The organism is Aurantimicrobium photophilum (assembly GCF_003194085.1).
Taxonomy (GTDB): Bacteria; Actinomycetota; Actinomycetes; order Actinomycetales; family Microbacteriaceae; genus Aurantimicrobium; species Aurantimicrobium photophilum.
Genome location: NZ_CP023994.1, coordinates 1,380,955 through 1,406,978 on the forward strand (window position 1 = coordinate 1,380,955; position 26,024 = coordinate 1,406,978).

The window sequence follows — 26,024 nt, forward strand, 5'->3', positions numbered from 1 at the left end:
GTTATTTTTCATCCGTCGGGCTGGTGGGGGGAAGATTCTGTAACTGCGTTTGCTGAGGGAGCAGAGCTGTCTGTGCCGCCCGCTCGCGATCTTTCGAGAGCTGAGTCATACGGCGAACATCACTGCGTGATTGGGCCAGGACACGGCGGTAACCTCGGACAGAAAGCTGACCGGGGCCACGGCCGCCAAAAATACGTGCAGCTGTAAACAAGGTCAGCACAACAAGCAACAGCACGGCAGCGGTTCCGAAACCACGGGCAACCATATTGGGCTCAGGTGACTTAACGAAGTCGAATACCTGCAGAGGAAGAGAAATCATGGGCCCCGAGAATGGGTTCAGGTTGAGAACTGCAGTAACGCCTGAGGTGAGTAAAACCGGGGACGTTTCACCGATTCCTCGTGCAGTACCGAGAATGACTGCAGTGACGAGTCCGGAACGTGCGGTCGGAAGAACAACTCGACGCACTGTTTGCCAACGAGTCGCACCCAATGCCAGGGATGCCTCGCGCAAGTTACCTGGGACCAAGCGCAAAACCACATCAGAAGCACGAATCACAATCGGAAGCATCATTACCGTGATTGCCATGGATGCAGCAAAACCGGAACGCTGATGAGTGATGAGAGTAATGATGGCGGCATAGACAAACAGCCCCGCAACAATAGAAGGCAATGCTGTCATGGCATCAGAAATCGTCCGCACGAATCGGGCGAAGGGGCCACCAATTTCGTTCAAGAAAACAGCAGTAGCGATTCCTAAAGGAATGGTGATGATGAGTGCCATAGAAATCTGCATCAGTGTGCCCATGATGGCGTGAAAAATACCACCCATAGAAAGCGGATCAAGTGGACCGGCAAGTTCCATCGTTTCAAAGTAGAAATTGAACTCGGAAAGAGCTTCCTGACCACGGAACAAGGTGAAAGTCACCACAAATAGCAGTGTGCCTACGAGTAAAGAACCTGCCGAATACAGCAGTACGGTCATCAAGCGATCTTTGATGTCCTGCAAGCCGGAGCGAAATGAAATCAACAGTGCATAAACGCCCAAGAATAGAAGGAAGGCGACCACAACAAATCCGACATCACTGGTCAGCGGCGTAAACCAACCAAAGAGAAGGAAGGTCAAAGAGAGGCCGGCAACAGCACCGCCAATCATGTCGAACTTGTCCTCAAGGCGCATTTTGCGCACTTCGCGAACAATGCCCACCGACTGGCGGTCAGGATCCGGAAGAGAGGTTTTCTTCTCAAGTTGGTTTATCGTCATCATCTGTCCTAGCTCTGGGCGCCTGAGCGAGAACGGGCAACGACAGAAGAAGCAGTGAAGTTGATAACAAGGGTGATGAGGAAGAGAACCAAACCAGCGGCCATCAGCGCAGAAAGACCAAACTCACTTGCTTCGCCATAACGCAACGCAATCAAGGCAGAAACAGAGTTTGACCCCGTCTTTAATAGTTGCCAGTTGATGACGAAGATGGGCGAGATGATCATATACACAGCGATGGTTTCACCTAATGCGCGGCCCAAGCCAAGCATTGTTCCGCCGATAATTCCGCCACGGCCGAAAGGCAAAACAGTTGAACGAATCATTCCCCAGCGCGTTGCACCCAAGGCAAGTGCACCTTCACGCTCGCCCACCGGAGTTTGTGCGAAAGCTTCACGCATGACGGATGTTTGAGTAGGCACAACCATCAAGCCCACAACAATTCCCGCGATGAAAGCTGAAGAAGTAAACGCAGAGGCCTCTGATAAGGCCTCCCCACCTTCGTTGGTCACTGCAAAAATCGGAATCCAGGAAAAGTAGGTGGAAATCCACAGGGATACCGGGATCACTGCACTCTGCAAGAAAAAGACGCCCCAAAGTCCGAAAATGACAGAAGGTACAGCTGCCATCAAGTCGACCAAGGTGATCAGGCTCTGGCGGATCTTGGGGGAAACAACTTCAGAAATCAGAAGTGCAGTACCTAGTGAAAGTGGGAACGAGACACACAGTGCGACCAAAGCGATACTGACCGTACCGAAGAGCACAGCTGCAACACCGAATTGCTGAGTTTCAGGAGACCACTCTTGTTCGGTAAGAAAACTAAAGCCAGCTACTGAAAGCGCGCTACTTGCCCGGATCGAGAGGAACAAGCCCACAGCCAACATGATGGCAACGGTAAACCCGCCGGCGCTACGTGCCACGATTCGGAACACCAAATCAGACACCGACTCTTTTGAAGACAGCTTCCTGGGTTGGTTCCCAGCAGAATCGGGATCGTGGAGCTCGTTGTGTGGAGGTCGCACCATGGGCGTGCGCGTATTAGCGATGAGCACATCTTCAATCGCTTGGAAATTTTGTTCGTTTTCCACCATTACCTCGTAGCTAAGTTTGAGCGCTATCAGTTAACGGAAGGTTTCTGACAGTAGACGCCCAGGTGGACTAAGTAAAGATTTCGAGAATTAGGGTTGAGAAGTTGCGGCGGGGCTAGAAATAACTGTGGCGGCTGGACTGGGTATCACTGAGTTTGAGGGAACGGGCGACGTTGCGGGAATGTTGTTGATTACAGCAATGACTGTTGAACCCACTCGCAGCAATGAACCACCAGAAGGTTTCAACTGAAGGACACGAGAAGACACCACTGAACCGGGATCTCCTACAGGCACTCCATCATCCCCGTTGAGCGCTACCGTGAAACCGGCAGCACTGAGTTGTTGCAGCGCGTCTGCACTAGTGAGTCCAGTAACTTGTGGCACCTTGTTCCTGCCGGTGGCAACATTCAGTGAGACAGTGCTCCCGCGTGGAACAAGCTCGCCAGCAGCGGGGTCAGAGCTAATGATGTGATCAGCCGCAAGAGGAGAGTCACTCCTCGTTTCTTGCCCAAGTACGAGTCCCAGCTTCTCTAGAGCTTGGAGAGCTTGTGCCGGAGTCATGTCAGTCAGAGGCGGAACACTGAGCATCTCTAGATCAGCCGTATTGCTCGGAGTTGCGGAAGTTATAGAGGTATCTCCACCGACACGTAAAGACCCGACTGCAACATCTCGCATTCCCGGCTGAGCGGAAATAACACTCATCACGACTGCTGCAATGAGAAGGGTTCCAAAAATGGTCGGCCACACCCATGCTGCAGCAGTGATATTTCTCCAAAAACCACGAGTTGGTTTGGATATCGATCTCTGATTGGAATCTGTCTCTGCCTGTGAAGATGCCAGTAACATCGTCCGATCAAGATCCACAAAAGAATGAACTTCAGCTGCTGGCAAGACTTTTGTGTGATCGAGCTGACTAAATGAAACAGGTAGGACTTCCGTCGCAGTCTCGTCCCTTCCAAAAATCGCTGCCAATGATCTAGCGAATTCGTCCACGTTGCGATAGCGCATCATCGGGGACTTGAGCATTGCTTTGACCACGGCTCTATCTAATTCCCGTGGGATGTGGGCCATCATCGCTGAGGGAACCGGGGGTGTTTGATCTAAGTGGGCCTGAACCAGTTCTTCAGGACTGTCCCCGGCGAAAGGGGTGAGTCCAGTGAGCGCGAAATAGAGGACAGCACCTGCTTGGTAAATATCTCCCGAAGGATAAACCCCATCACCACGTGCCTGTTCTGGCGAGATAAAGTGAGCATTGCCAACCACACCAGACTTCGTCCGCGTCGAAGTTCCTGCCTTTCCAACAAGACCGTAATCAATAAGTTTGACGTCAGCAGTGGCAAATTTCGAACTACTTGCTGTGTCGATCATCACGTTTTGTGGTGAGACATCTCGATGGACAAGCCCTGCATTGTGAAAAGCACCCAACCCAGCCAAGACTCCCCGAGTCAGGGTGGCAGCTTCTGCAGGTGCTAGTGGGCCAAAGATCTCTACGTATTCGACAAGGCTGATTCCGGGTGCCACCTCATAGGCAATCCATGTTGCGGGTTCTTCCCCCTCAACACTCTTTCCCCAGGCAATTACGCGAGTGATGTTGATGTGCTCAATCCCCTGCATGCGAATCGCTTCATCAACAAAGCGTGATGCTTGCTTCGGGCGCGCAGCCATACGAGGGTGCAGTACTTTAACAGCGACTGCATCCCCCGTGAAGGTATCGGTGGCGAGGAATACAGAAGCTGAGGCTCCAGAACCAAGCAGGCCGCCTAATGTGAAGCGGGAAAGCACATGTTTACTATGCCTTGCGCTGGTAAACAGTTACCAACCGCAAAATGAACGGGTTGTTTGTTGAATCTCTCTCAGTGAGAAGTAAATTAGCCTGCGCGACGGCGACGCAGCACAGCGTCGAGGTCGAGGGAAGCGGACTCGGTCTCAGCAACCACACCCATGCCAGCAAGACGTGCGGTGACACTGTCAGCAACAGGAACCTGAACAGGAGTTGCGGGGACGGATCGGCGCAGGTTCTCAAGACCTGCCTGATCCATGCTCATGCGCTCAACCAGTGCCGACTCCTGAGCGTTCTGACGCATACGGTCAGCAGCCAGCTGAGATTGCACAACGGCCTGAGCCAGTGTTCCTTCTGAGAGGTGGAGTGGGCGAGGAAGAGCTGTGGGGGTCCAGGTTCTGGCAGCGGGAGCTGCCTTGTAGTACCCCTGGTCAAAGATGTCTGAAGCAAAGCGGTTGGCATTGGCAGGAGCGAGTTCAGCTGCTGCACTGCTGGAGACGACAACTTCCTGGATCACCAGCGCGATAGCGAAAGAAATGCAGGAGATGGCCAGGGTTTCCCAGCTGCCACCGTTAGCAAGAATGAGAATGCCGGCAACCACGCCAGCAATAGTGGCCAGCAAGAAGATGGCACTGGACATGCGGTTGCGGCGAGCTCGGTGAGCGGCAGTCACTGCTGCATCGTCATAGCCGACGGCGCGACCAGCTGCCTGGCGAACCTGAGCACGAGCGGCAGCTTCTGCCTGGCGCAGGACACGCTTTTGTTCAATCACAGCGCGTGCGGATGCTTCCACGCGAATCTCCTCGGGAACGTCGGTTGTTTCTGCCAGCGCGCGGATGGTTTGTTGCATGCGCACGGCATTGCGCTCGGTCGCATCGAAGTTGCGACGGCGCAGGTAGGTCGGAATCAAATACACAACCCAGAGGGCAGCAGCAATAGCGAAAACTATGCCGCCACCGAACATTCCACCACTCATGTTTCTAAGTTACGAGTGAAACTCCCCGTTGCCCTTTAAGGGCAGGGTGTGTTGTTTTCCTGTGACGAAGCTGTTATCTACCAAGTGCATCAAAGTCAGCGGCAGGAACCATGCTGACATCGGCAGGAACGAGTCCCAACTGCCATCTATTCAAGACGCCCGCAGGCACTTCTTCTTGTGTGAGGGCGTAAGAAAAGTGGTCACGCCAGTCGCCGTTAATGTGGATATAGCGGCGACGTAAGCCCTCATAACGGAAGCCCAACTTCTCCACGATGCGCAGCGAAGCTGCGTTCTCGGGACGAATGCAGATCTCCATGCGGTGAAGACCCAAGTTCTGCAAGCAGTAATCCGTTGCCAGGGCAACGGCAGTGGGAGTGACACCCTTGCCTGCCACGCGTTCTGCAACCCAGTAGCCCAGCTGTGCGGAGGAGAGAGACCCATAGACAATGCCGGAGACGTTGAGTTGACCAACCAGTTCGCCGTCATATTCAATGGCGAAGGGCAGTCCCGATCCCGCGCGTGCGTGGGCTAGGAGGTTCTTGATTCCTGCTTTGGTGTCAAAGCTGACAAAGCTTTGAGGAGCGGTGGCTTCCCACTGGCGCAGCCATGAGCGATTACGCATCAGCTCTTCTTCGAGCTTCTTGGCATCGCGGGGTTTAATCCCACGAATGCTCACGCGACCCTCGGTCAGAGTCGGAATGATGGCGGCCATGCTCACCAGCCTAACGAAGCCCACTGGCTGATGTGAGAGGCAATTAGACTGGGGGCATGACCGAAGACCTCGTAGCCGCAAAGCAGGCTTTGCGTGCCGAGATTCGTGATCGTCGCCGCAATATGAGTGCCCACGAACGTGATGCCGACACTGCTGCGATTACAGAGCACTTGAAGCACCTGGTTGCTGCTCGTGGCGTGAAGAAGCTGTCCTGCTATCTCGCCACCCCCACTGAGCCCGAAACCCGCCCCTTCCTCACCTGGGCCTATGAGAACAACATTGAAGTTCTCCTTCCGGTGACCCGGGATGACGGATTGCTGGACTGGGCCATTGCTAATGACACCCCCGATGAGAACATCGGCCTATTTGGATTGCCCGAGCCCACCGGTGAGCTGCTGGGCCCCATCGCCATCAATGGCGTGGACCTCATCATTGTTCCTGCGTCAGCAGTGGATAAGAAGGGTGTGCGCATGGGCTGGGGTCGTGGCTACTTCGACAAGACCCTCGGCTCGATGGGCAAACGTCCACCTGTCTATGCCATCGTGTTCGATGGTGAATACGTTGATTCACTCCCCCGCGAAGTGCATGACCAGCCGGTGACCGGCGTGGTCACTCCTTCCGCCCTCATTACGTTCTAATTCGCACCACCAACGCAACACGGAGATCTTGTGCCCACCTATTCCTACCGCTGCACCGAGTGTGACAACGCTTTCGATATTCAGCAGGCACTCAGCGATGACTCACTGACCGAATGCCCTTCCTGCAAGGGCAAGCTGCGCAAATTGTTCAACACCGTGGGCGTGACGTTCAACGGCTCTGGTTTCTACCGCACAGACTCTCGATCGGGTGGAAACTCAAAGAGTTCAAGCTCGAGCTCATCGAGTTCTTCCAGCTCGTCCAGCTCTTCTTCCTAAGAGGCTTTAGCCCCAGTGGGGTGGTTTGTCGCGTTTGAGCTGTTCGTCGTTGCTCAGGCTGCGCTCTGCCCAGTCTTCCCCTGAGTCGTCTGCAGGAGCATCAACAAAGCTGGGATCAACCGTGACACCCTCTGGTTGCCACTGAACACGGCGGTTCTTGCGTGAACGAGGAGTTGGCGCAGAGTCGGACTTCTCAGCCATCAGATGCGTTCTTTACTTTTCAGGAAGATCGATGGGCTCAGTGATCGCGTCAGGCTCAATACTGCGAGGAGAATCTGCAACGACCTCGGTCACCGTGACGGATTCTTCAATCACATCTTCGATGAAGAGTTCACCATCAATTTCTTCGACAACGACAGTTTCCGTCAGCTCAACGGAGACAACTTCTTCCACGATCTCGTTGTCGATGACTTCTTCGACGGCCTCTTCCACCACAACCGTTGAGGTTGCTGCGGCTACCGGAATCTCGATGGGTCCGGTTTGGATGTCATCTTCCTGAGGCTCAACACCGATGAGGGCGGCGATACGGGTGGCAACAGCCTCGGGGTCGGCAAAGAGTTCAAAGGCGTGAATGCGGATGTAGTGCCAACCGAGGCGGCGCAGCATCTCGGGACGCAAACGTAGTGATTCTCGCAGGCTGCCTCGAGCCAGCACAGCATCGGTCTCCACGGCAACAGCACGGCCTTGGAAGGACGCTGCCAGGGCAATCTCGCCTGCGTGGTTGAGCGAGACGCGTAAGCCCCGGCGCTCCAAGCGCTTCGCCAGGTCAACCAGCATGGGCTCGGGAGCATCGGTGTTCTCGGCACGAGTGTGAGGCTTCTCCGTCTCGGAGAGAACCTCAGCCAGTGCACGCATACCGTCCGAGAGGCGACTCTCATCGATGTCACCAGGACGGAAGCAGGAGACAATCTCCATCGAACGACGAGCACGAGTCATGCCCACAGCAAGCAGACGTTCACCACCGGGAAGAGCCAGTGCGCCAAAGTCAGAAAGAAGTCGACCGTGTGGGGTGCGACCATAACCGATAGAGAAGATCACGCGGTCGCGGCTTTGTGCCACGGCTTGCTCAAGGGTCATCACAGCGAATGCTTCGGGGCGATCTTCCAAGATGAATTCGGCCAGGTCAGCACGGCGAGCAAAAGCAGAGAGAACGGATTGCTCTACGCGCACGGCATGCTTGGGGCTGGCCGTGATGACCATGAGCGACTCGGTGGGGCGCTCAGCTGCGTGTTCGAGCACGAGCTCCACCACACGTGAGACTTCAGCATCCACGCTCTCGACAGCACCGGTAGACGAGTCGGGCATTCCCGTTCCGTCTGCGATGTAGTGCAGGCGCAGGCTGGAGTGACCCAGGAAAGTTCCTGCCCAGGGCAGGGATGAAATCTTGCCGCCATAGAAACGGCGGTTGACCACATCTGCCAGATCTTCGCCGCCGGCACGGTAGCTCTGGGTTAGCGTGCGCGCAGGAAGAATGCCGCTGAACTGGGCCAGCGCAGACTTGCTGTGCCAGGCGTCGGCATCGGTGACGGGAGGAAGTGGGTTCTCGAATTCACCCATGCCGGTTTCAAAACGTGAGGGGGTCTGGGTGACGGGGTCACCGAAGACAACAACAGCTGCACCGCGGCGGATAGCCCCGGCATTCTCAGCAACCGTGGTTGCTCCCGCGTCAACGAGGAAGACAGCATCGAAGGAAACTGAGTCAGGAATGAGGTGAGCTTCATAGGGCGAGCACAACCACACAGGTGCAATCGACTTAGCCAGACGAGGAGCAAGAGCAATGAACTCATCTGGGCTCAGTGCTTCTCCACGCAAGCTTTGACGCAGGCGCTCTGCCTCATCAGGAAGGTCGACCAATCCAATCTTCCACAACTCAGCCAAACGGGCTGCCAGCAGTCCGCCATTGGCAGACGCGTGAGCGTCGTCAACGAGACGGAAGTCTGACTCGAGACGGTCCAAGATGGTGGTGTTGGCGCTGAGCAATGCCTTGTCGTTGGTGAGCATGCCCTCGAGTACCGACTGCCACCAGGCAAGTTCAAGCTCGTCCGCTACTTCTTCTTCGGGCACGTGGCGCGAGGAGAGATCAGCGAGCAAAACATCGAGATCAAGTTCACGCAGGTGAGCCAACAGGGAGGTACGCTCCTGTAAGTTGTGTAGAACCTCAGACTCGGCAGCAAGACCCGAGACCTTGTTCGTCAGAGTTGCAATAGGCAGCTTGGCGAAAGAGTTGTCCGTGCCATTGAGTCCCAAAGCAATGTCGAGAACAACGAGTTCGGACAAGACCTTGTCGTAGTTGGCAAGCAGGTCAGCAACACCGACGGGAACCTCAGGGACGGCACCGGCAACAACGTAGCGCTGCCACAGCACACGCTGCTGCTGAATCTCGGTGAGAGCTTCGTGCATGTCAGGCACGTTCGCACCGGGGCGCACGTATTCGAAGGCCAACTTCTTCAGACGACGGCGGTCACCACCGCTCATGCCGCTACCTCGTCCAGAGGTGGCAGTGATCAGCTCAGTGAGCGGGCGGTCATATACCGAGGGCAGGAACTTATCCAGGGTCTCGCGAATGTTCACGAGAAGTTCGAGATATATGCCGAGCTCTTCGAGGTTCTCGAAGGGACGCATCTTGGTGCGACTAAAGACTTCCTCAGCACGTTCGAGCAGCTTGGGTAGTTCGGTGGTGTGCAGGCGCTTGGCCTGCTCGTGTGCAGCGGTGGTTTCCTCAGGCGTGGGGAAGTTTGCCCCATACCAAGGAGAGTCATCAGGGCCGTAACGGAATTCACCGAGGGCTGCAGCCTTGATCAGACTGGCTGCCGCCTGGGGTCGAGAGTTCGCGAGGCCTTCGATGGCACGGCGAGGTAAGCGAGCCGTGGTTGAAGGCGGAGTGGGCAGCAAGCTCAAACGAGAGAGCTCCTCGAGTGCATCCAGGACAGAGACGCCGAGAACTTCGTCTTTGCGGGTGAGCGAGCTGCGGTAGTCCAGCAGAACCTTGCGCAAACGAAGCAGGGCGTCGTCCACGTCGGTGACGTTGGGGCGCGTGGCCTTCTCGTTGCGGAGGATGGCGTTGATCAAATCGCGACGCAGCGTGCGAGGTGAAACGGTGAGTCCGTCGAGACCAACCTGACCCAGACGGTGAACAACCGAGTCCAGGCTTGAGCGACGAGCACCGACTACCAGCACGCGCTTGTGTGCTCCGGTGAGAACACCAATGGCGTTCACAATGGTCTGCGTTCCACCTGTGCCCGGCAGCGTCTTCACAACCAGAGAATTACCGGCGGCAATCTCGGCCACGATGTTCTCTTGCTCAGCATCTGCATCGAGCAACAAAGTGTCCGTTGCCGGTGGACGTTCGTCCTGACCGACAACGACAGCGTCCTTGTGTTCGTTGGTGAGGCGAGTGCGCGCGGTGACATTCCCGGCGAGCGCATCCAAGATGGGGTGAGCGAGCTCTTGAACGTCCGCCACCATCGCGGCGGAGAGATCAGAGAAGCTCGAGGCAACCAGGCGAGGCTCCACCTCGAAGTTACTCAGGTGCTGAGTCAGTCCACGCAAGCGCTCAATGACAGGCAGTGGGTTGAACATGCCATCGAGGTTGGCTAGCGCAACGAACGAGTCAGCATCTAGTGCGATACCGAGCTGGCTCTCCAAAGCACGTGCGAGCTGAGGGTTCAGGAAAGGCTGACCACTGAGCTTGAGTTCAAAGTCTTTGCCATAGCGACGCAGCGACATCGGGCGCAGCAACACTGGGCCACAGTAGTCGCGGTCCTGGAAGGTCCACTTGGCAATACCGAGGGCGAGGTAGACAGATTCGATGCTGCGCATCGAACGCATCTCGGTGCTCTTGGCCGAGATAGCTGCCGCAGCCAATCGAGCGTTACGCAGAGCGAACTCTTCACGAATCAGGTTCGAGAGCAGGGTGGGCTTGCCCGAGATAAACGAGGGCAGACCACCGGGGTGAATCGAGGTGAGCTCAATACGGGTGCGAGGAGTATCGACGAACTGAATCAAGGGTGAGGTGCCACCGACAACAGCAAGTTCTTCACGCCACTGGTTCCACACAGGCTCTGCCACGTTGATGTTGGACAGCGCGGAGTTGAGGCTTCCCGCGGCGGGAGCAAGCAGATCAACGGCAGGTTCTGACTCGGTAGAAAGCTCGGGAAAGGGGTCGTCATCGATCGAGATCTGCTCGCCGATGTTCGACGGAGTCTCTTCTGGTTCTAACGACTCGTCGCCAGACTTTCGATTACGGGGCCACACATGAAAAACACTATGTCTCAGGCAGGGATAAACCCCGTAGTGACACCTATTTTTGAGGGTTTCCTAGCTGTTAGTCAGCAGCTGCCAGCTGGCCGCAGGCCCCATCAATTTCCTTGCCGCGCGTATCGCGCAAGGTGGTGGGAATACCGCGCTCTTCAATGCGGCGGACAAACTCTCTCGCAATGTGAGGCTCGGAGGCAGTCCAGATGGATCCAGGGGTGGGGTTCAGCGGAATGGGGTTCACGTGAACCCAGCCGCGGCCGCGCTCGTTGAGCTTGTCCGCCAACAGATCAGCACGCCAGGCGTGGTCGTTCATGTCCTTGATTAGGGCGTATTCGATGGAGACGCGGCGACCGGTCTTCTCGTAGTAGTTATAGGCCGCATCCAGGGCCTCATCGACCTTCCAGCGCGAGTTCACCGGGATGAGTTCATCACGGAGTTCGTCATCAGGAGCGTGAAGAGAAAGGGCGAAGGTGAGCTGCAAACCTTCATCTGCGAGCTTGTGAATTGCTGGAGCTAAGCCCACAGAAGAAACGGTGATGTGGCGGGCAGACATGCCCAAGCCTTCAGGCTGGGGAGCGAGCATTGTGCGCACTGCCGTCATCAGTCGGTTGTAGTTGGCCAAAGGTTCACCCATGCCCATGAACACAATGTTGTTCACGCGCTCAGGCTGACCTTCAGCGTCTTGGTTTCCTGCGTTCCGACGCTTGCCGCCAAGTTCACCGGCAGCAATCACAGCATTTGCTCGCACAACCTGGTCCACAATTTCGGCCGCAGACATGTTACGCGTGAGTCCAGCCTGACCAGTTGCACAGAACGGGCAGTTCATGCCGCAGCCTGCCTGGGACGAAACACAGAGCGTGATGCGACCGGGGTAACGCATGAGCACGGACTCCACCAGAGCACCATCAAACAATCGCCACAAGAACTTGATGGTGTCACCGTTGTCGGTGCTCAGGCGCTTGACCTCGGTCATGAGAGGAGGCAGCAAAGACTCAACGAGTTCAGCACGACCTGCTGCAGGCAGGTCGGTCATCTTCTCGGGATCACTTGTGTAGTGAGAGAAGTAGTGCGTGCTGATCTGCTTGGCTCGGAAGCCGGGCAGACCCAGTTCGGTGACCTTGGCTTTGCGCTCGTCTGGAGTGAGATCAGCTAAGTGAACAGGGGGCTTAGCTCCGCGTTTGGGCTGTTCGAACTGCAGTGTGGGACGACCATCAGCATCGACGTTTTGCTTCCAGCCCTCAGCGGTGGGGCGAACCTGGGGTCGCTCATCTGAGCGAACGGTCAGGTTCCTGGCTCCACGCTTTTCGGTCATAGTTCAAGTGTGGCATGAGCTATACCCCCGGGGGTATAGTTATTGATGACGTGAGGAGTCACAAATGTGTAGAGAAGTAACCTGCCGTAAGTGCGGCAAAGCCACCTGGGCTGGCTGCGGTCAGCACGTAGATCAGGTCATGCGCGGTATCCCCAAGAACCAGCGCTGCCAAGGACACGAAGCAGAACCCGGATTCTTCGCCAAGCTTTTTGGCGGCAAGAAGTAGCTCTTTCTTAGAAAAAACAAACGCCCCTCACGGGGCGTTTGATAATGGTGCACCTGCTGCAGGTTTACTCGAACCCCGCACCCGGGGTCGTCTCACCTCAAGAGCTAATCTTCCGCTCGACGCGATCAAAGCGCCCCGCGCAAGGTGACTTTCGATCGAAGCGCGCCCGTCAACTCCGAGCCGATGAAGCGCAGCGGCTTGTTGACCACTATCTCGCTACTCGTAACATCCGCACGGTTGCTCGAGACCTCGGACTATCGCGCACCACGGTCACACGTATCCTCACCGAGCACGGCGTTAGTACCTCCCGTGGGATGACGGAGACGCAGCTCGCGGAAGCAGCCGAGCTTTACGGACAGGGGCTCTCGAGTTTCGTCATAGGCAAGCGGCTCGGGTTCGACAACCACACCATTTTGAACGGCCTTCGCAGACGAGGAGTTTCCATTCGCCCCAGGTCGGGCGGCGGCTGACTTGATTAGTGCATGTCGTGCGCCTGTACCGCTCCTGGAGGTTCGAGCTGGAATGTTGCATGGTCGATCGCAACCGGGAAGTGCTCGGCGACACAGCGCTGCAGCGCTTGTGTGATTTCGGGTGCGTGGCCGTCGTAGAAGCAACCTGCCTCGACGACAACGTGGGCAGTCAGTACGGGCAGCCCAGTAGCAATCTGCGTGATGTGCAAGTCATGAACGTCGACAACATGATCCTCGTCTCGCAGGTGCTGTCGCACATCGTCGAGGTCGATGCCGCGCGGTACTGACTCGAGCAGCACGTCGACGGCGTCCCGCAGCAGGCGCAGCGTGCGGGGGATGATGAGCACCCCCACCAGCAACGCAGCGATCGAGTCGGCCTGTTGGAACCCCGTGGTCATGATGACGACGGCAGCGACGATGACAGCCACCGACCCGAGTGCATCGTTGAGCACTTCGAGGAACGCGGCCCGCATGTTTAGGTTGTCGCCGCGACCGCCCGACAGGACCACGATCGCGATGATGTTGGCCAGGAGGCCGACGATGCCGAAGACGAGGAGCTCGACGCTGGCTATCTCTGCCGGTTGACTGAATCGCTGGACGGCCTCGATGACCACAAATGCGCCCACGCCCAGCAGTACGGTTGCCTGCACGGTGGCAGCGAGCACCTCCGCACGACGAAGACCCCAGGTGCGACGTGATGTTGCGGGTCGCTCCATGAGCTTGGCTGCAAACAACGCAACGAGCAGCCCACCTGCATCTGTCAGCATGTGGGCCGCGTCCACGAGTAGAGCAAGCGACCCGGTGATGATCGCCCCAATCACCTCAGCGACGAGAACGCTGGCGGTAAGGCCAAAAGCAATCGCCAGGCGCCGTCGATTTATCGTGCCGCCGGCATGAGTGTGCCCGTCGGCGCTCACAGGTGGCTTTCCTCGTCGTGGTCGTGGTCGTGGGTGCTGGAGTCTTCCATGAGTTCGCCGATCGCGGTGGCGCAGGTGTCACCGTTCCACGCTTCGATGCCCTCTCGAATGGCGAAGGCTCCGATCACGAGGGCGGCGAGCGCATCGGCCCAGGTCCATCCGAACGCGGCGTTCGCGACGAGGCCGAGCAAGACCGCCGCCGAGAGCAACGAGCAGATGAGGGTCTGCTTGGAGTCAGCCACCACAGTGGCGGAGCCGAGTTCTCGACCGGTGCGCCGCTCTAGAACCGAGAGGAATGGCATGACGACCACGCTGACGGCAGCGAGCACGATACCGACGTTGCTGGATTCAGGAGTCGTCACCCCGGTCAACGAGAGGGTGGAGCCCACGATCGTATAGGCGGCGAGAGCGAAGAAGGCGAACGCAATCACGCGAAGCACCGGCTTCTCATATCGCTCCGGGTCGCGACGCGTGAACTGCCAAGCAACGGCAGTCGCCGAAAGCACCTCCACACCAGAGTCGAGCCCAAAACCGATGAGCGCAGCCGAGTCCGCGGCAGCGCCGGCAATGAGGGCGATGATGCCTTCGATCACGTTGTACCCAATGGTGACGGCAACGATGATCTTCACTCGTCGGCGCAACAGAGCGGTGCGACTCGCCTCCGGTTGTGCTCCCACCATGGCCGTCACGCGCGCGTCTCCAGATCGTTCTCGTTCACGTCGCATGCGTCGACCGGATCGACAGCGAGCACGACGCCGACGAGATCCTGGAGCGCGTGACGCAACCGCGCATCCGAAATCTCATAGAGAACTCGTCGACGGGAGGGCTTAGCGACGACAATTCCGCAGTCGCGCAGGCAGGCGAGGTGATTCGACACGGTTTGCTTCGTGACGCCCAGCTCGTCCACCAGCTCCGCCGGGTAGCGAGACCCGTCAAGGAGCGCCAAGAGGATGGCGACGCGCGTCGGGTCAGCGAGGGCTTTGCCGACCCGACGAATCGCGTCAAGTCGAACAGCAGTCGAAGTGGTCATGCTCTGATAGTACATCAGGGCGTGTACTAATGACAGACCAAAGGTCGCGGCGGCGTGAGTTCTGGCCCTGCCCCTACCCGCATTACGAACACCCGCATGGCCTACCGAACGGAACACCCGAACGGAATAGCAGTGCGCCTGCTGCACTCGTACTCGAACACTTTCACAGGCGCAGGTGGCCCTCAAGAGCTCATCACGCGAGCCATCAGTGGAGAGCGTCACCCTGCGATCTCGGCGAGCGACTTGGCGTCCGCTCGGCAGCTCCGGGAGCGTGAAGTCGACCAACTGGTCGCGCGGTACCTCGACGTCCGCAACATGCGGCAAGTCGCTCGCGAGTGGCAGATCTCCCGGACAACGGTCGCCAAACACCTCGCCGACCGAGGCATCGACACCTCACGGCGAATGAACGGGACAGAGGTCGCCGAAGCGGCACAGCTCTACGCCGAGGGGTGGTCCAGCATCCGGATTGGGCAGCGCCTCGGGTTTGACAATCACACGGTGCTCGCCGCGCTTCGCGGTGCCGGGGCTGAGATCCGGAGCCCGGCGGCATCCCGCAGAGCGCCTTCTACTTCGGGTCGCGGGCTCGTCGCTCAACCGGCTAGGCAAGAAGTTCTGGGTCGATCCAAATACCGTGAAGAGACGCCTTTCCGAACAATAGACCTCGAGGGACCTTCCTTGGTTTGAGAAAAGCGTTCGAATACCCGCAACTGTCAGCCTTCACAGAAGGACCACTACGCCACTTTGGCGTCGACGTAGCGGAACACCGTTCGAGCGGAGTCGATCGCGAGGTGCGCCTCAGGATCTCCGAGGAGGGCTTCGTTCGCATGCGCAAGGCTGGCGTGGTTCCTGATGGTGTTCAACGCGTCGAGCGCGGTGCTCATCGACATGATCATGCGGCGGGCTTCGTCACTGAACGCGACCGTCTCTTTGAACCGAGGATGGTTCTCGCGCAGGACCTTGAGCAGGACCGTTATCGACGGGTCGCCCTCGGGGACGGTTATGCTCTCCGCAACGCAGAGGGCGCGAAGGTGACCATGCAGTGCGGTATGGACCCGATCGACCGCGCTGGACGGTCGCCCCTCCCGGATAAGTACTTCGGCGTCCCCCAGAGCTGCCCTAACCACTTCGCTAGTGCTAGCGGGTGCAGGACCCGCCACGCCTTCGTTCACCGCAAGGGCATCGAGGGCATCGAGAGCCGCGCGCGTGAGTTGTCCAACATGCTGCCGTCGGGATGCGTACGTACCGAGGTTCTGCGAGTAGAAGCCGTGCCACTCCCAGAGCGTTCTCCAGGGAAATGGCGGCTCCAACCGAAGACGGCGAAAGTTGGCGACGAGCATCCGGTCGCTTGACTGGTAGTCGGTGTCCACATCTTGAATCCGCGATCCGCCAGTACCAGTCGTTACGATTACGTTTGACTGACGCTGAACTAACTCCTTGAGTTGCTCGACCGAGAGCGGCTGCGCCATCTAACTCTCCCTCGTTGCGGAGACCGAGTCCACCATGACCAGCAGCCCAGTCCTACTCATCGACGTCATCCACGCCGACTTTACCTTCGAGCACGGCCTGCACTTGATCTTCGAGCGCGAGGTTTCCTCGGGCACCGAGGTCGTTCATGTATGCCTCGGCTTGGTTCTTCAGGTCGCCATCTGACGACAGCATGGCGTTCGCGATCACAACAGGAATGGCGTGCCGGCTCAGGTCGAAGGCGACCCGGCCACGGTCACCGTGCCCGCCTAGAAGGAGCTTCAGTACAGCGAGCGCAGCGGCCGGGTCTGTGGCCGATGCCTGCGCCAGCTCCTTGCCAATCATGTGGCGCTCGGCGGCGAGTACTTCTACTTCTTCTGCCGAGGGAAACAGCAAGGGATCTGCGACTCGCGCCACCTTCCCTTTGACCTCGTCGAGGATGAAGTCATCGAGCACTACCGAACGGTGAAGCTCAATCCGGACTTCATCGAGTGGGTGCATGATCAGATTGACGGCGCGCTCAAGGACCAAGCCGGGTCCCAACGTCAGCTGCGCGAACAGATCCAAGGCCAGATCGCTCGCCTACAAACACGTGCAGATAACCTCATTGACCTTGTCGCCGATGGCGGACTTGCCGGTTCGAAGGCCCGCGAGAAGATCACGGAGATTGAACGTGAACGAGCAGGGCTCGAGGCCCGACTCGGCACCATCGAGGACGACCTCAGCATCGGCGCCGACTTCATCAAGGGATGGCTCGAGCTGCTGCGCGACCCCTACGAGCTATACCGCAACGCGAGCAACGACATGCGCCGCGAACTGAATCAGGCGATCTTCAAGCGAATCTTCGTCCTCGATCAGGACCGCGCCGAGTCAGAACTGCAGGAACCCGTGCGCCTTCTGCTCGAAGCACAAGCCGAGTGGGCTGCATCGTTCGGCGTCGGTATTGATCTCGAGACAAACGAAAACGACGCCGAAGCGTCGCTGGATTCTGGAACGACTAGAGAAGACCAACTAGAGACCGTGGAAAGGGACTTTAGTTCTAGTAAGCGTTCTCTGGTGCCCCTGAAGAGACTCGAACTCCCAACCAACTCCTTAGGACGGAGGTGCTCTTCCATTGAGCTACAGAGGCGTTACTCCAGTCTAAGCGCTGGAGTTATCTAGGCCGCTGGTGCTAGGTAGTCATCCCAGGCAGTGTCCCGGTGATCAAGACCCATGGCGAACCAGCTGGGGCCAGCAGGCATGCGAGGAGTAATCCTCAGGCGCCAGCCCATCTCTTGGGGAGTGCGGTCGCTCTTGATGTTGTTGCACTTGAAGCAGCAGGCCACCAGGTTCTCCCAGGACTCTGCTCCCCCGCGAGACTTCGGGATGACGTGGTCAATCGTGTTGGCACTCTTGCCGCAGTAAGCACAGTGGTGACCATCTCGACGCAACACTCCACGTCGGGTGAGTGGCACTCGCCTGGCATAGGGCACGCGCACATAGCGGGAGAGGACGATGACCGAGGGGCGATCAAACTGTGCCGTGATGGCTTCGACCGGGTGGTCGGCATCTGCTTTGAGCACCGTGGCTTTCTGGCTCATCACCAGCATCAACGCTCGCCTGAATGAGACGATCGCGAGTGGTTCATATCCTGCGTTGAGTACCAAGGTGCGCACGGTGGGGCCTTTCGAGTTGGGCCTGCATGGCGTGCAGGCTGCTTGCCGAATGGTCACAAGAAGTGTGAAGGTTCCCGAGAAACACACAAGGGCACCGTCGTTACCGACAATGCCCTAGCGAAGACGTGCGCGTAGACGCTCACCTATTCGTTCGTGAAGTTTCATGAACCCTCCGCACTTAATGCTTGAGTTCAGAGTATTGAGCGCAGACAGCAAATCTCTAGCAGGCACGCCGAATCGTTATCGGGAGTTACCCCGAGAACACGGTCGGTATTTAGCCGACGCGAACGAAGAGTGCGTAGCTTTGTGGATCAGCGGAGATGGAGGAAAGAACAGAGGTTCCACCAATTCCACCCTGAGCTGCCAGGCCGTTACCTGCATAGATAGCGAGGTGGTTACCACGCATCATGATGTCACCAGGCTGAACCTGGTTGGGGTCGCTGAAGACGGTGCCATAGCCACCGAACTGCATGGGGCCCAGGTCAGGAACCGAGTAACCCATGTTACGCAGAGCCTGCTCAACGAATGCGGTGCAGTCACCGGGCATACCAACGAGGTTCAATGCGGTGTTGAGAAGTGCAGAGTTTGACGCGATTCCAGAAACATCGACAGAAATGCGTGCGGAAGATGATGCGCGAGCTGCAGTAGCAACTGTCACAGCTGCAGCGGTGGAGTATCCATCGCGGCTTGCAGAAACCGCAGCATCGCCAGAGACAACAAGTGCCTGAGCTTCTGCAGCAAGCTGAGCCTTGTATGCCTCAACGTCAACGTGATCGCTGGAGTCGATTGCATACGCAGGAATCGAGAAGGTGGCCATCAGGCCGAGTGCCACAGCCATCACCCCGGCACGAGCCCAGTTGCGACCGTTGTTTTCGGTGCGTGCAGGGCGTGCTGCACGAAGTGCAGGCTTTACTGTTGCTACCTCCTGGGCAGCAGAAACGAGTGCAGTGCCGCGCTCACGTGCAGAGGATGCGAAAGAGCGTGCAGTCTTGCTGAGTGTTTTCTTTTCCGCGAGCTTGCGCTCACGGCGTGACGAGAATTCGTCGTTACCTAATTCGGCCAAGGTATAACCTCCGGCGTCCCAACAAGCTAGGTTGCTTACCCCGTCACGATGCAAAATTTGCTTCGTTTCACATATCGAGAGACGGGGGTTGGGACGTCTCGCTATGTGGCTTCGCAACCCTTTGGTGGTTGTAAAGCTTGTCCAGACTACGCGAAGTGAGCCCAAAAGTCACATTAGCGACACGACAAAATCACAAAAAGGTAACGGGCGATTTACTACAAGCTGTGCTCAACAAAGATGTGCACCGCAACATCTAGTGGTAAATCGAGTGAACCTGTGAATCCTGTGGCAGAGACGCGGACGCGGTCACCATCTCGCTTGAAGGAAATGGTGGAGCCGGGGGTGAGGCCATATTCGGCAAACTCAGCCAGGGTTTCGGGGTTGATCTGTGCTGGTTCTCCTAGGCGTCGAACAACACCCGTGCTGAGCTCACCCGAAGCTTGGAGCAGATCAAGCAGGTTAGCCACGCCATCCAAGAAACCCTCGGCGGGTTCAATGCCCAGCTCTTCCAGACCTGGGATCGGATTGCCATAGGGAGACTCAGTAGGGTTTCCCAGCATTTCCATGATGCGACGCTCTACCTTGTCGCTCATCACGTGTTCCCAGCGGCACGCTTCGTCGTGAACGAACTCCCACTCCAAACCAATGATGTCGCTGAGCAAACGCTCGGCCAAGCGGTGCTTGCGCATGACATGTACCGCCTTTGAACGACCCTCTGCGGTGAGCTCTAAGTGCCGGTCATCCGAAACCAAGACAAGTCCATCGCGCTCCATGCGCGCCACTGTCTGAGACACTGTGGGACCGGAGTGACCCACACGTTCAGAGATTCGCGCACGCAAGGGAACAATGTTCTCTTCCTCTAACTCGAGGATGGTGCGCAGATACATCTCCGTGGTGTCGATCAGATCTGTCATGTTCACTACTTTACTCGCGCGAGAGTTGGGGAATTTCGGGGTGGTGACCAAACCCTAGAATTGATTCATGGCTGAGATCACCATCCCCCGCGAACTTCTTCCCGTTGACGGCCGTTTCGGCTGCGGACCTTCCAAAGTTCGCCCCGAACAGGTGGCAGCACTAGCTGGGATTGGTGCACAGCTGTTGGGTACCAGCCACCGCCAGGCACCGATCAAGAACATGGTTGGTCGCGTGCGATCTGGTCTGAGTGAACTCTTCAACCTGCCTGATGGCTACGAAGTTCTCCTCGGCAATGGTGGCTCCACCGCATTCTGGGATGCAGCCGCGTTCTCTTTGATTGAGAAGCAGAGCCAGAACATGGTCTGCGGTGAATTTGGTGGCAAGTTTGCTGCCGCAGCCAAGACCCCCTGGCTCACCGCTCCCGATGTGATCAACGCCCCTGCCGGTTCTCGCGCAGATGCTGTCGCCAAGGCGGGCATCGACACCTATGCCTGGGCACACAACGAAACCTCCACTGGTGTGATGTCACCCGTCAAGCGCGTGCACGGCGATGCCGGTGCGCTCACCGTGGTCGATGCCACAAGTGCTGCAGGTGGTATCAAGATTGACGCTGCCGAAACCGACGTCTACTACTTCGCTCCACAGAAGAACTTCGCTTCAGATGGTGGCCTGTGGTTTGCACTGTTCTCCCCCGCAGCAATTGAGCGCGTGGAGCGCATCGCTGCCACAGACCGTTATATCCCTGAATTCTTGAGCCTCAAGAACGCCATCGACAACTCTCGCCTCGAGCAGACCCTCAACACTCCTGCCGTGGCAACCCTGGTCCTGCTCGAAGAGCAGATCAACTGGATGAATGCCTCCGGTGGTCTGGACTGGGCAGATGCCCGCACTAAGGAATCGTCCAACCTGCTCTATAGCTGGGCAGACCGGGTGGACTACGCCACCCCCTTCGTGACCAACCCCGAGCACCGCTCACAGGTTGTCGTCACCATCGACTTCAATGACGACTTCGACGCTGCGGCCATTGCCAAGGTGCTTCGTGCCAACGGCATCGTCGATACCGAGCCCTACCGAAAGCTCGGACGCAACCAGCTTCGCGTGGCTACGTTCACCGCGATTGAGCCCAGCGACGTTGCCGCGCTGATTGCGTCAATCGAGTACGTACTCGAGCGCCTCTAGAGGTTAGTTCTCGTCGTCAGCGTCAGAATCTTCTGCGCTGTCGTCGAGGTCATCAATATCGACTCCGTCGATATCTCCGCCGTGTGTAGGAGCTGAGACGAGTTCCTCGTCGTCATCTTCCTCATCCTCGTCGTCCTCTTCGTCGTCCTCGTCATCGTCGAGGTCGTCGTCGTCTTCCTCGTCGCTGTCATCAGCATCCGAGTCATCGAGGTCTTCGAGTTCATCGTCGAGAATGGTGCCATCGAGAGCACCCTCGGCGAGGTCAAGCAAACCTTCGGGAAGTTCTTCATCGAGCGCAATACCGGCAGCAGCTGCCTGCTTCTGAGCTTCGAGGAATTCTGCCAAGCGCACTGACCAAGGAACCCACTCGGGAGCAACGAGTGCACCCTCGGCAGGAAGCAGTTCTGCCTCCATCACGGTGGGCTCTTCGCCTTCGAGGGTTGCCAGTGAGACATTCCACACCCAGTTGGGATAGCCATCGAGCTTGCAGTGATACTGCAAGGTAGCAATGCCATCGTGGTCGATGGTTTCTACCTCAAGTTCACCAATGCTTTCAGGCGTGGTGATTTCGTGCAGCGCAGCAAGCGCCAAGCGCTGGTGGGATGCAGTGAGTGTGGGGAATGGCTTAGACATCAAAGTCGTCTGCTACGCGACGAAGCAGAGCTGCGATCTTGCTGCTGTGTGCCTTGTCAGGGTAGTTGCCGCGCTTGAGGTTGTTGCCAATACCGTCGAGCAGCTTGACGAGGTCTTCCACAATGATCGACATGTCGTCTGCAGGCTTGCGGTCAAGCTTCTCGCGACCTGCAGGAGTCTCGAGCACGCGGACAGACAGTGCCTGTGCTCCACGCTTGCCTTCGGCAACACCAAACTCAAGGCGTGATCCGGGGCGAACCTTCGCACCTTCGGGCAGGGCGGAAACGTGCAGGAAGACTTCCTGGCCGTCGTCGGTAGAAATAAAGCCGAAGCCCTTTTCCTCGTCGTAAAACTTCACTTTGCCGGTTGGCATTTTTTCCTCCTGCGATTGGTGCAACCCCCAGTTTACTCAGAGGTAACAGAAGGCACCTATCCTTAGAGGTATGGCAACAGAGGACACATACGAAGCAACACGTCTCGAACGCATTCTGGGAACCATGGTCGTAGCCATTGTGGGAGTATCCATTCTCGCTTTTCTGGCTATTGTGACCGCGGGTATTACGAACCTGGATCTCACCAGTTCTTTCGGCACGTTTGTATTGGTTCTGCCCGGCATCGGCCTTCCGATTGGCTTCATCCTGATGGTCTCTCTGCTCATCATCAATATGGTTCGTCGCCGCCGCGACGCATCTGCGGGTTCTCGTTAACTCGCCTACAGGCAAGTAGGAGCCTGTGTCTTCCTCGTTAGAACTTTCTAAGCGCCTGCGCGCGCTGACCGATGAGCAGCTTTCAGAGCTTGCCTCAACCCGCCTGACCAACAGCACGGCCATCAAGGATTACTTTGATTTAGCGGACGCCCTGCTGACGGAGGATTCCATCCTCAGCGCTGTGCGCAGGCTTCCGCTGGAGCAATTGCTTCAGCTTCGTGAACTTGCCAGCACCGGCAAGACCGCTGCAGATCCCGAGCTCACCACCACGCTTGAGCAGGCACTTCTGGGCCCTGAGGGAAAGAAGCTCGAGCTCTACCCCGAAGTCAGTGCTGTCATCCTCAGCGCCACCGAGAAGCTTGTCCCTGCCACAGCAGACAAGCCCAGCAAGCCGGAGAAGGGTTCGGAGCTCCGCGATGTTGCAGCTCTTGAAACAGCACTCTCTGCAATTACTTCTCTAGATGAACTTGCTCGATCTATCGAGTCTCACCATGTGAAAGAACTGGCACGCGGTGGTCTCAGCGCACAAGATTCACAGCGCCTGGCACCTTTGATGCCCAGCGCAGAGATCACTCCCACCGCTCTTCTTGCGTTGGGAAAACTCTCGGGCATCCTGGCAAAGAACAGTGGCTGGTGGATGGCCACCGAGAAACTGGACACCTGGCTCCACCTGCCCCTCGCTGAGCGCTGGCTTGCTGTGACCACAGCGTGGTCGGAACACCTTGGCACCCACCTTCAAAAGATTCTCAGTACAGAGTCCAACTGGGGTCCTGAGCTGCATGCGTGGCTCGAAGTTCACTATCCCCTCGGTCACGACTGGCTCGATGGTGACTTAAAAGAGCGCCTGAGTGAAGCAGAACTTCTTGGCCTCTCCACTGCTGGGTCTGTGACTGCTGTGGGCAAGGAAGTGTTGGCTGGTAACTGGAAGGCCGTCACCGCAGCCATTGCTGCCGTTGTTCCACCTTTTGCTGAGCACGTGTTTGTGCAGCACGACTTCACCGTCGTAGCACCTGGCCCACTCACACCAGCCGATGACGTCTTCATGCGTGAACTGTGTGTGGTGGAGTCCAGAGGTCTTGCCACCACCTTCCGCATTACCGCGCAAGGAACCAACCACCTGCTCGCGCAGGGCACCTCTGCGCAGCAGATTCTGGATCACCTCACTGCTCTGGCTGCCACCGATATTCCTCAGGCCGTGAGCTACTTCATCACTGACCTGGGTGAACGCTTTGGCACCATTCGCGTGCGGGAAGTCAACGGCAACACCGTGGTCAAGGCTCAGGACCTTCTCGTCTTGCGCACCATCAATGCCGACCACTCCCTGCACTCGCTGGGCTTGCGTCCCGTCTCGGAAGATTCTCTCCAGACCGCCATCTCTGCGGGCATTGTTCTCAACGCCCTGCTCGATGCGAAGTATCCAGCACAGCTGGAGGACGCCTCCGGCAAGATCATTGCTGCTCCGGTTCACCGTCGCAGTATTGAACTTCAGCCTGAGCCCGTCAGCCCTCACGTTGCTTTGGTTCAACGACTGCGTGGCAGTCGTGAAGCGGCAACGACCGATGATGCCACCTGGATTGCTCGTCAGCTCGATGTTGCCGTGAGAGAGAAGAGCATTCTTGTGGTGACAGTGTCGATGCCTGACGGCGAGCGTGAGTTCACGATTGAACCTAAGGGCTTCTCCAACGGTCGTCTGCGTTGCCTGGATCGCACGACTGAGGTGGAGCGCACTCTGCCTGCCTCTCACATCACTGCCGTGCGCCCTGCCTAGCTCTGTCCTGGGCACCCTCTCAACCGGAGTAACGTAGAGAGATGCCCGATGGACCGTTGATCGTTCAAAGCGATCGCTCAGTACTGCTCGAGGTGGCACACCCGCACGCCGCGGATGCTCGTCACGACCTCGCTGTCTTTGCCGAACTTGAACGCGCTCCCGAGCACATTCACACCTACCGCATTACTCGCTTGGGGTTGTGGAATGCTCGTGCTGCTGGTCACACCGCAGAAGAGATTCTGGGCACGCTCGAGAAGTATTCGAAGTATGCCGTTCCTGCCAGTGTGACCATCGACATCGCGGAGACTGTGAACCGCTATGGTCGCTTGACCATTGAGCGCGATGCCGAAGGCACGCTCATTCTCAGAGGCACTGACGCTGCTGTTCTGTCTGAAGTGTCTCGTTCCAAGAAGGTCTCCACCTTGCTCGAGGGCAAGCGTGAGGATGGTAGTTACGAAGTGGCTGCGTGGGCACGTGGTCAGCTCAAGCAAGAATTACTCAAGCTTGGCTGGCCCGCTGAAGACAATGCCGGCTACAAGCCCGGTGCACACCACGACATTGACCTCGCCACCGATGGCTGGGCACTGCGCCACTACCAAGAGAAGGCTGTCTCCAACTTCCTTGAGGGTGGCTCGGGTGTGGTTGTGCTTCCCTGTGGTGCAGGAAAGACGCTGGTCGGTGCGGGTGCTATGGCAGCAACGAAGACCGACACCTTGATCTTGGTCACCAACACGGTCTCGGCACGCCAGTGGCGTGATGAGCTCTTGAAGCGCACCTCGCTGACCCCGGATGAAATCGGGGAGTACTCGGGCGCAACAAAAGAGATAAAGCCGGTCACCATTGCGACCTACCAAATCTTGACCGCCAAGCGCGGTGGTGAGTTTGCTCACCTTGCTCTCTTGGATGCTCTCGACTGGGGCTTGGTCATTTATGACGAGGTCCACTTGCTCCCTGCACCCGTGTTCAAGCTGACGGCCGAGCTGCAAGCTCGTCGCCGTCTGGGCTTGACTGCCACGCTCGTGCGCGAGGACGGTCGCGAGTCTGATGTGTTCAGCCTGATCGGACCCAAGCGTTTCGATGCGCCGTGGAAAGAGATTGAGCAAGAAGGCTTCATCTCACCTGCCGAATGCAAAGAGATTCGTATTGATCTCGACCCCGAAGAGCGTCTGATCTATGCCGCAGCAAGCGACGCCGAGCGTTATCGCCTGGCAGCAACTTCGCCCGTGAAGATTGCGATTGCGAAGAAGCTCATTGCAGCCCACCCCGGTGAGCGCGTGCTCGTCATTGGTCAGTATCTGGATCAGCTTGCTGAACTGGGGGCCGCACTCGGTGTTCCCGAGATCACGGGGGCAACACCGGTAGATGAACGTGAGCGTCTCTTCAATGCCTTCCGTGACGGAAGCGAACCGGTACTCGTGGTGAGCAAGGTGGCGAACTTCTCGGTTGACCTTCCTGAGGCCAGTGTTGCTATCCAGGTCTCTGGTGCTTTTGGTTCACGACAAGAAGAAGCACAACGATTGGGTCGTCTCCTGCGCCCGAAGAAGAGTGGTTTCACTGCAACCTTCTACACACTCGTCGCCCGCGACACCGTTGATCAGGACTTTGCTTTGAACCGCCAGCGCTTCCTTGCGGAGCAGGGCTATTCCTACGAAATCGTTGACGGTCACACCGTCTAATTTTTCTTTTCTGCCAATTTCCCG

Annotated in this window: 25 protein-coding genes and 1 tRNA gene; 7 read left to right on the forward strand and 19 right to left on the reverse strand. The window is 57.5% G+C overall.

The features are described from left to right. Position 1: 1 nt before the first annotated feature. From pstA to AURMO_RS06900, 5 genes are all read right to left on the reverse strand, one after another. Positions 2-1,264 carry a phosphate ABC transporter permease PstA gene (gene pstA, locus AURMO_RS06880; RefSeq protein ID WP_110234347.1) on the reverse strand — a complete coding sequence of 421 codons (1,263 nt, stop codon included), beginning with the start codon at positions 1,262-1,264 and terminating at the stop codon, positions 2-4. 5 nt (positions 1,265-1,269) lie between these two features. Continuing rightward, positions 1,270-2,178, reverse strand: a complete 909-nt coding sequence (gene pstC / locus AURMO_RS06885; RefSeq protein WP_239406816.1) for a phosphate ABC transporter permease subunit PstC — start codon at positions 2,176-2,178, stop codon at positions 1,270-1,272. 258 nt (positions 2,179-2,436) lie between these two features. Continuing rightward, positions 2,437-4,128: a protein kinase domain-containing protein gene (locus tag AURMO_RS06890; RefSeq protein ID WP_110234349.1), complete on the reverse strand. Its 1,692-nt coding sequence runs from the start codon at positions 4,126-4,128 to the stop codon at positions 2,437-2,439. Positions 4,129-4,214: 86 nt separating this feature from the next. Next, positions 4,215-5,102 (reverse strand): hypothetical protein, encoded by an 888-nt coding sequence (locus AURMO_RS06895; protein ID WP_162532699.1) that lies wholly within the window; start codon positions 5,100-5,102, stop codon positions 4,215-4,217. 73 nt (positions 5,103-5,175) lie between these two features. Continuing rightward, positions 5,176-5,814, reverse strand: a complete 639-nt coding sequence (locus AURMO_RS06900; protein WP_110234353.1) for a GNAT family N-acetyltransferase — start codon at positions 5,812-5,814, stop codon at positions 5,176-5,178. Between the two features lie 56 nt (positions 5,815-5,870). Here AURMO_RS06900 and AURMO_RS06905 point away from each other — a divergent pair, with 56 nt between their 5' ends. Both AURMO_RS06905 and AURMO_RS06910 read left to right on the forward strand, forming a co-directional pair. Further along, entirely contained in the window at positions 5,871-6,452 is a 582-nt protein-coding gene (locus AURMO_RS06905) for a 5-formyltetrahydrofolate cyclo-ligase (protein WP_110234355.1), read from the forward strand. Positions 6,453-6,482: 30 nt separating this feature from the next. Then, positions 6,483-6,728: an FmdB family zinc ribbon protein gene (locus tag AURMO_RS06910; RefSeq protein ID WP_110234357.1), complete on the forward strand. Its 246-nt coding sequence runs from the start codon at positions 6,483-6,485 to the stop codon at positions 6,726-6,728. A gap of 6 nt (positions 6,729-6,734) precedes the next feature. On the opposite strand, the gene AURMO_RS06915 is transcribed toward AURMO_RS06910, so the two are convergent. The 3 genes from AURMO_RS06915 to rlmN form a co-directional block, all read right to left on the reverse strand. Then, the gene (locus AURMO_RS06915; RefSeq protein ID WP_110234359.1) at positions 6,735-6,929 is read right to left on the reverse strand and encodes a hypothetical protein; all 195 of its coding nucleotides are present in this window, start codon (positions 6,927-6,929) and stop codon (positions 6,735-6,737) included. A gap of 12 nt (positions 6,930-6,941) precedes the next feature. Further along, complete coding sequence (locus tag AURMO_RS06920; RefSeq protein WP_204163606.1) at positions 6,942-10,982, reverse strand: AAA family ATPase; 4,041 nt, start codon at positions 10,980-10,982, stop codon at positions 6,942-6,944. 70 nt (positions 10,983-11,052) lie between these two features. Further along, positions 11,053-12,297: a dual-specificity RNA methyltransferase RlmN gene (gene rlmN / locus AURMO_RS06925; RefSeq protein ID WP_110234361.1), complete on the reverse strand. Its 1,245-nt coding sequence runs from the start codon at positions 12,295-12,297 to the stop codon at positions 11,053-11,055. A gap of 64 nt (positions 12,298-12,361) precedes the next feature. Between rlmN and AURMO_RS09015 the strand changes: the two genes are divergently transcribed. Then, positions 12,362-12,523 (forward strand): hypothetical protein, encoded by a 162-nt coding sequence (locus AURMO_RS09015; RefSeq protein ID WP_110234363.1) that lies wholly within the window; start codon positions 12,362-12,364, stop codon positions 12,521-12,523. A gap of 475 nt (positions 12,524-12,998) precedes the next feature. On the opposite strand, the gene AURMO_RS06940 is transcribed toward AURMO_RS09015, so the two are convergent. From AURMO_RS06940 to AURMO_RS06985, 9 genes are all read right to left on the reverse strand, one after another. Beyond that, on the reverse strand, positions 12,999-13,910 hold the full coding sequence (locus tag AURMO_RS06940) for a cation diffusion facilitator family transporter (RefSeq protein ID WP_110234367.1): 912 nt from the start codon (positions 13,908-13,910) through the stop codon (positions 12,999-13,001). Further along, entirely contained in the window at positions 13,907-14,590 is a 684-nt protein-coding gene (locus tag AURMO_RS06945; RefSeq protein ID WP_204163658.1) for a cation efflux transmembrane domain-containing protein, read from the reverse strand. The genes AURMO_RS06940 and AURMO_RS06945 overlap by 4 nt, the downstream gene beginning before the upstream one ends. Positions 14,591-14,595: 5 nt before the next feature. Then, the gene (locus tag AURMO_RS06950; RefSeq protein WP_110234912.1) at positions 14,596-14,940 is read right to left on the reverse strand and encodes an ArsR/SmtB family transcription factor; all 345 of its coding nucleotides are present in this window, start codon (positions 14,938-14,940) and stop codon (positions 14,596-14,598) included. Positions 14,941-15,671: 731 nt separating this feature from the next. Beyond that, positions 15,672-16,406: an abortive infection family protein gene (locus AURMO_RS06960; RefSeq protein WP_110234373.1), complete on the reverse strand. Its 735-nt coding sequence runs from the start codon at positions 16,404-16,406 to the stop codon at positions 15,672-15,674. 52 nt (positions 16,407-16,458) lie between these two features. Beyond that, positions 16,459-16,971, reverse strand: a complete 513-nt coding sequence (locus tag AURMO_RS06965) for a hypothetical protein (protein ID WP_110234375.1) — start codon at positions 16,969-16,971, stop codon at positions 16,459-16,461. A gap of 487 nt (positions 16,972-17,458) precedes the next feature. Then, a tRNA-Arg gene (locus tag AURMO_RS06970) sits at positions 17,459-17,533 on the reverse strand. A 28-nt stretch (positions 17,534-17,561) separates the two neighbouring features. Then, positions 17,562-18,059 (reverse strand): HNH endonuclease, encoded by a 498-nt coding sequence (locus AURMO_RS06975; protein ID WP_110234377.1) that lies wholly within the window; start codon positions 18,057-18,059, stop codon positions 17,562-17,564. A 274-nt stretch (positions 18,060-18,333) separates the two neighbouring features. Beyond that, a complete protein-coding gene (locus AURMO_RS06980) occupies positions 18,334-19,122 on the reverse strand; it encodes an NlpC/P60 family protein (RefSeq protein ID WP_110234379.1) in 789 nt (262 codons plus the stop codon). 215 nt (positions 19,123-19,337) lie between these two features. Further along, positions 19,338-20,036 carry an iron-dependent transcriptional repressor DtxR gene (locus tag AURMO_RS06985; RefSeq protein ID WP_110234913.1) on the reverse strand — a complete coding sequence of 233 codons (699 nt, stop codon included), beginning with the start codon at positions 20,034-20,036 and terminating at the stop codon, positions 19,338-19,340. A 67-nt stretch (positions 20,037-20,103) separates the two neighbouring features. Here AURMO_RS06985 and serC point away from each other — a divergent pair, with 67 nt between their 5' ends. Next, complete coding sequence (serC, locus tag AURMO_RS06990; protein WP_110234381.1) at positions 20,104-21,216, forward strand: phosphoserine transaminase; 1,113 nt, start codon at positions 20,104-20,106, stop codon at positions 21,214-21,216. Positions 21,217-21,219: 3 nt separating this feature from the next. On the opposite strand, the gene AURMO_RS06995 is transcribed toward serC, so the two are convergent. After that, positions 21,220-21,849, reverse strand: a complete 630-nt coding sequence (locus AURMO_RS06995) for a DUF3027 domain-containing protein (protein ID WP_110234383.1) — start codon at positions 21,847-21,849, stop codon at positions 21,220-21,222. Continuing rightward, positions 21,842-22,222 carry a cold-shock protein gene (locus AURMO_RS07000; RefSeq protein WP_110234385.1) on the reverse strand — a complete coding sequence of 127 codons (381 nt, stop codon included), beginning with the start codon at positions 22,220-22,222 and terminating at the stop codon, positions 21,842-21,844. Before AURMO_RS07000 ends, AURMO_RS06995 begins: the two co-directional genes overlap by 8 nt. 70 nt (positions 22,223-22,292) lie before the next feature. On the opposite strand from AURMO_RS07000, the gene AURMO_RS07005 reads away from it, so the two are divergent. From AURMO_RS07005 to AURMO_RS07015, 3 genes are read left to right on the forward strand one after another with little or no spacing between them, the layout of a single operon-like run. Continuing rightward, positions 22,293-22,556, forward strand: coding sequence for a hypothetical protein (locus AURMO_RS07005; protein ID WP_110234387.1), 264 nt, complete (start codon positions 22,293-22,295; stop codon positions 22,554-22,556). 25 nt (positions 22,557-22,581) lie between these two features. Further along, a complete protein-coding gene (locus AURMO_RS07010) occupies positions 22,582-24,324 on the forward strand; it encodes a helicase-associated domain-containing protein (RefSeq protein ID WP_110234389.1) in 1,743 nt (580 codons plus the stop codon). Between the two features lie 41 nt (positions 24,325-24,365). Then, positions 24,366-26,000: a DNA repair helicase XPB gene (locus tag AURMO_RS07015; protein WP_110234391.1), complete on the forward strand. Its 1,635-nt coding sequence runs from the start codon at positions 24,366-24,368 to the stop codon at positions 25,998-26,000. The last annotated feature ends 24 nt before the right edge of the window (positions 26,001-26,024 follow it).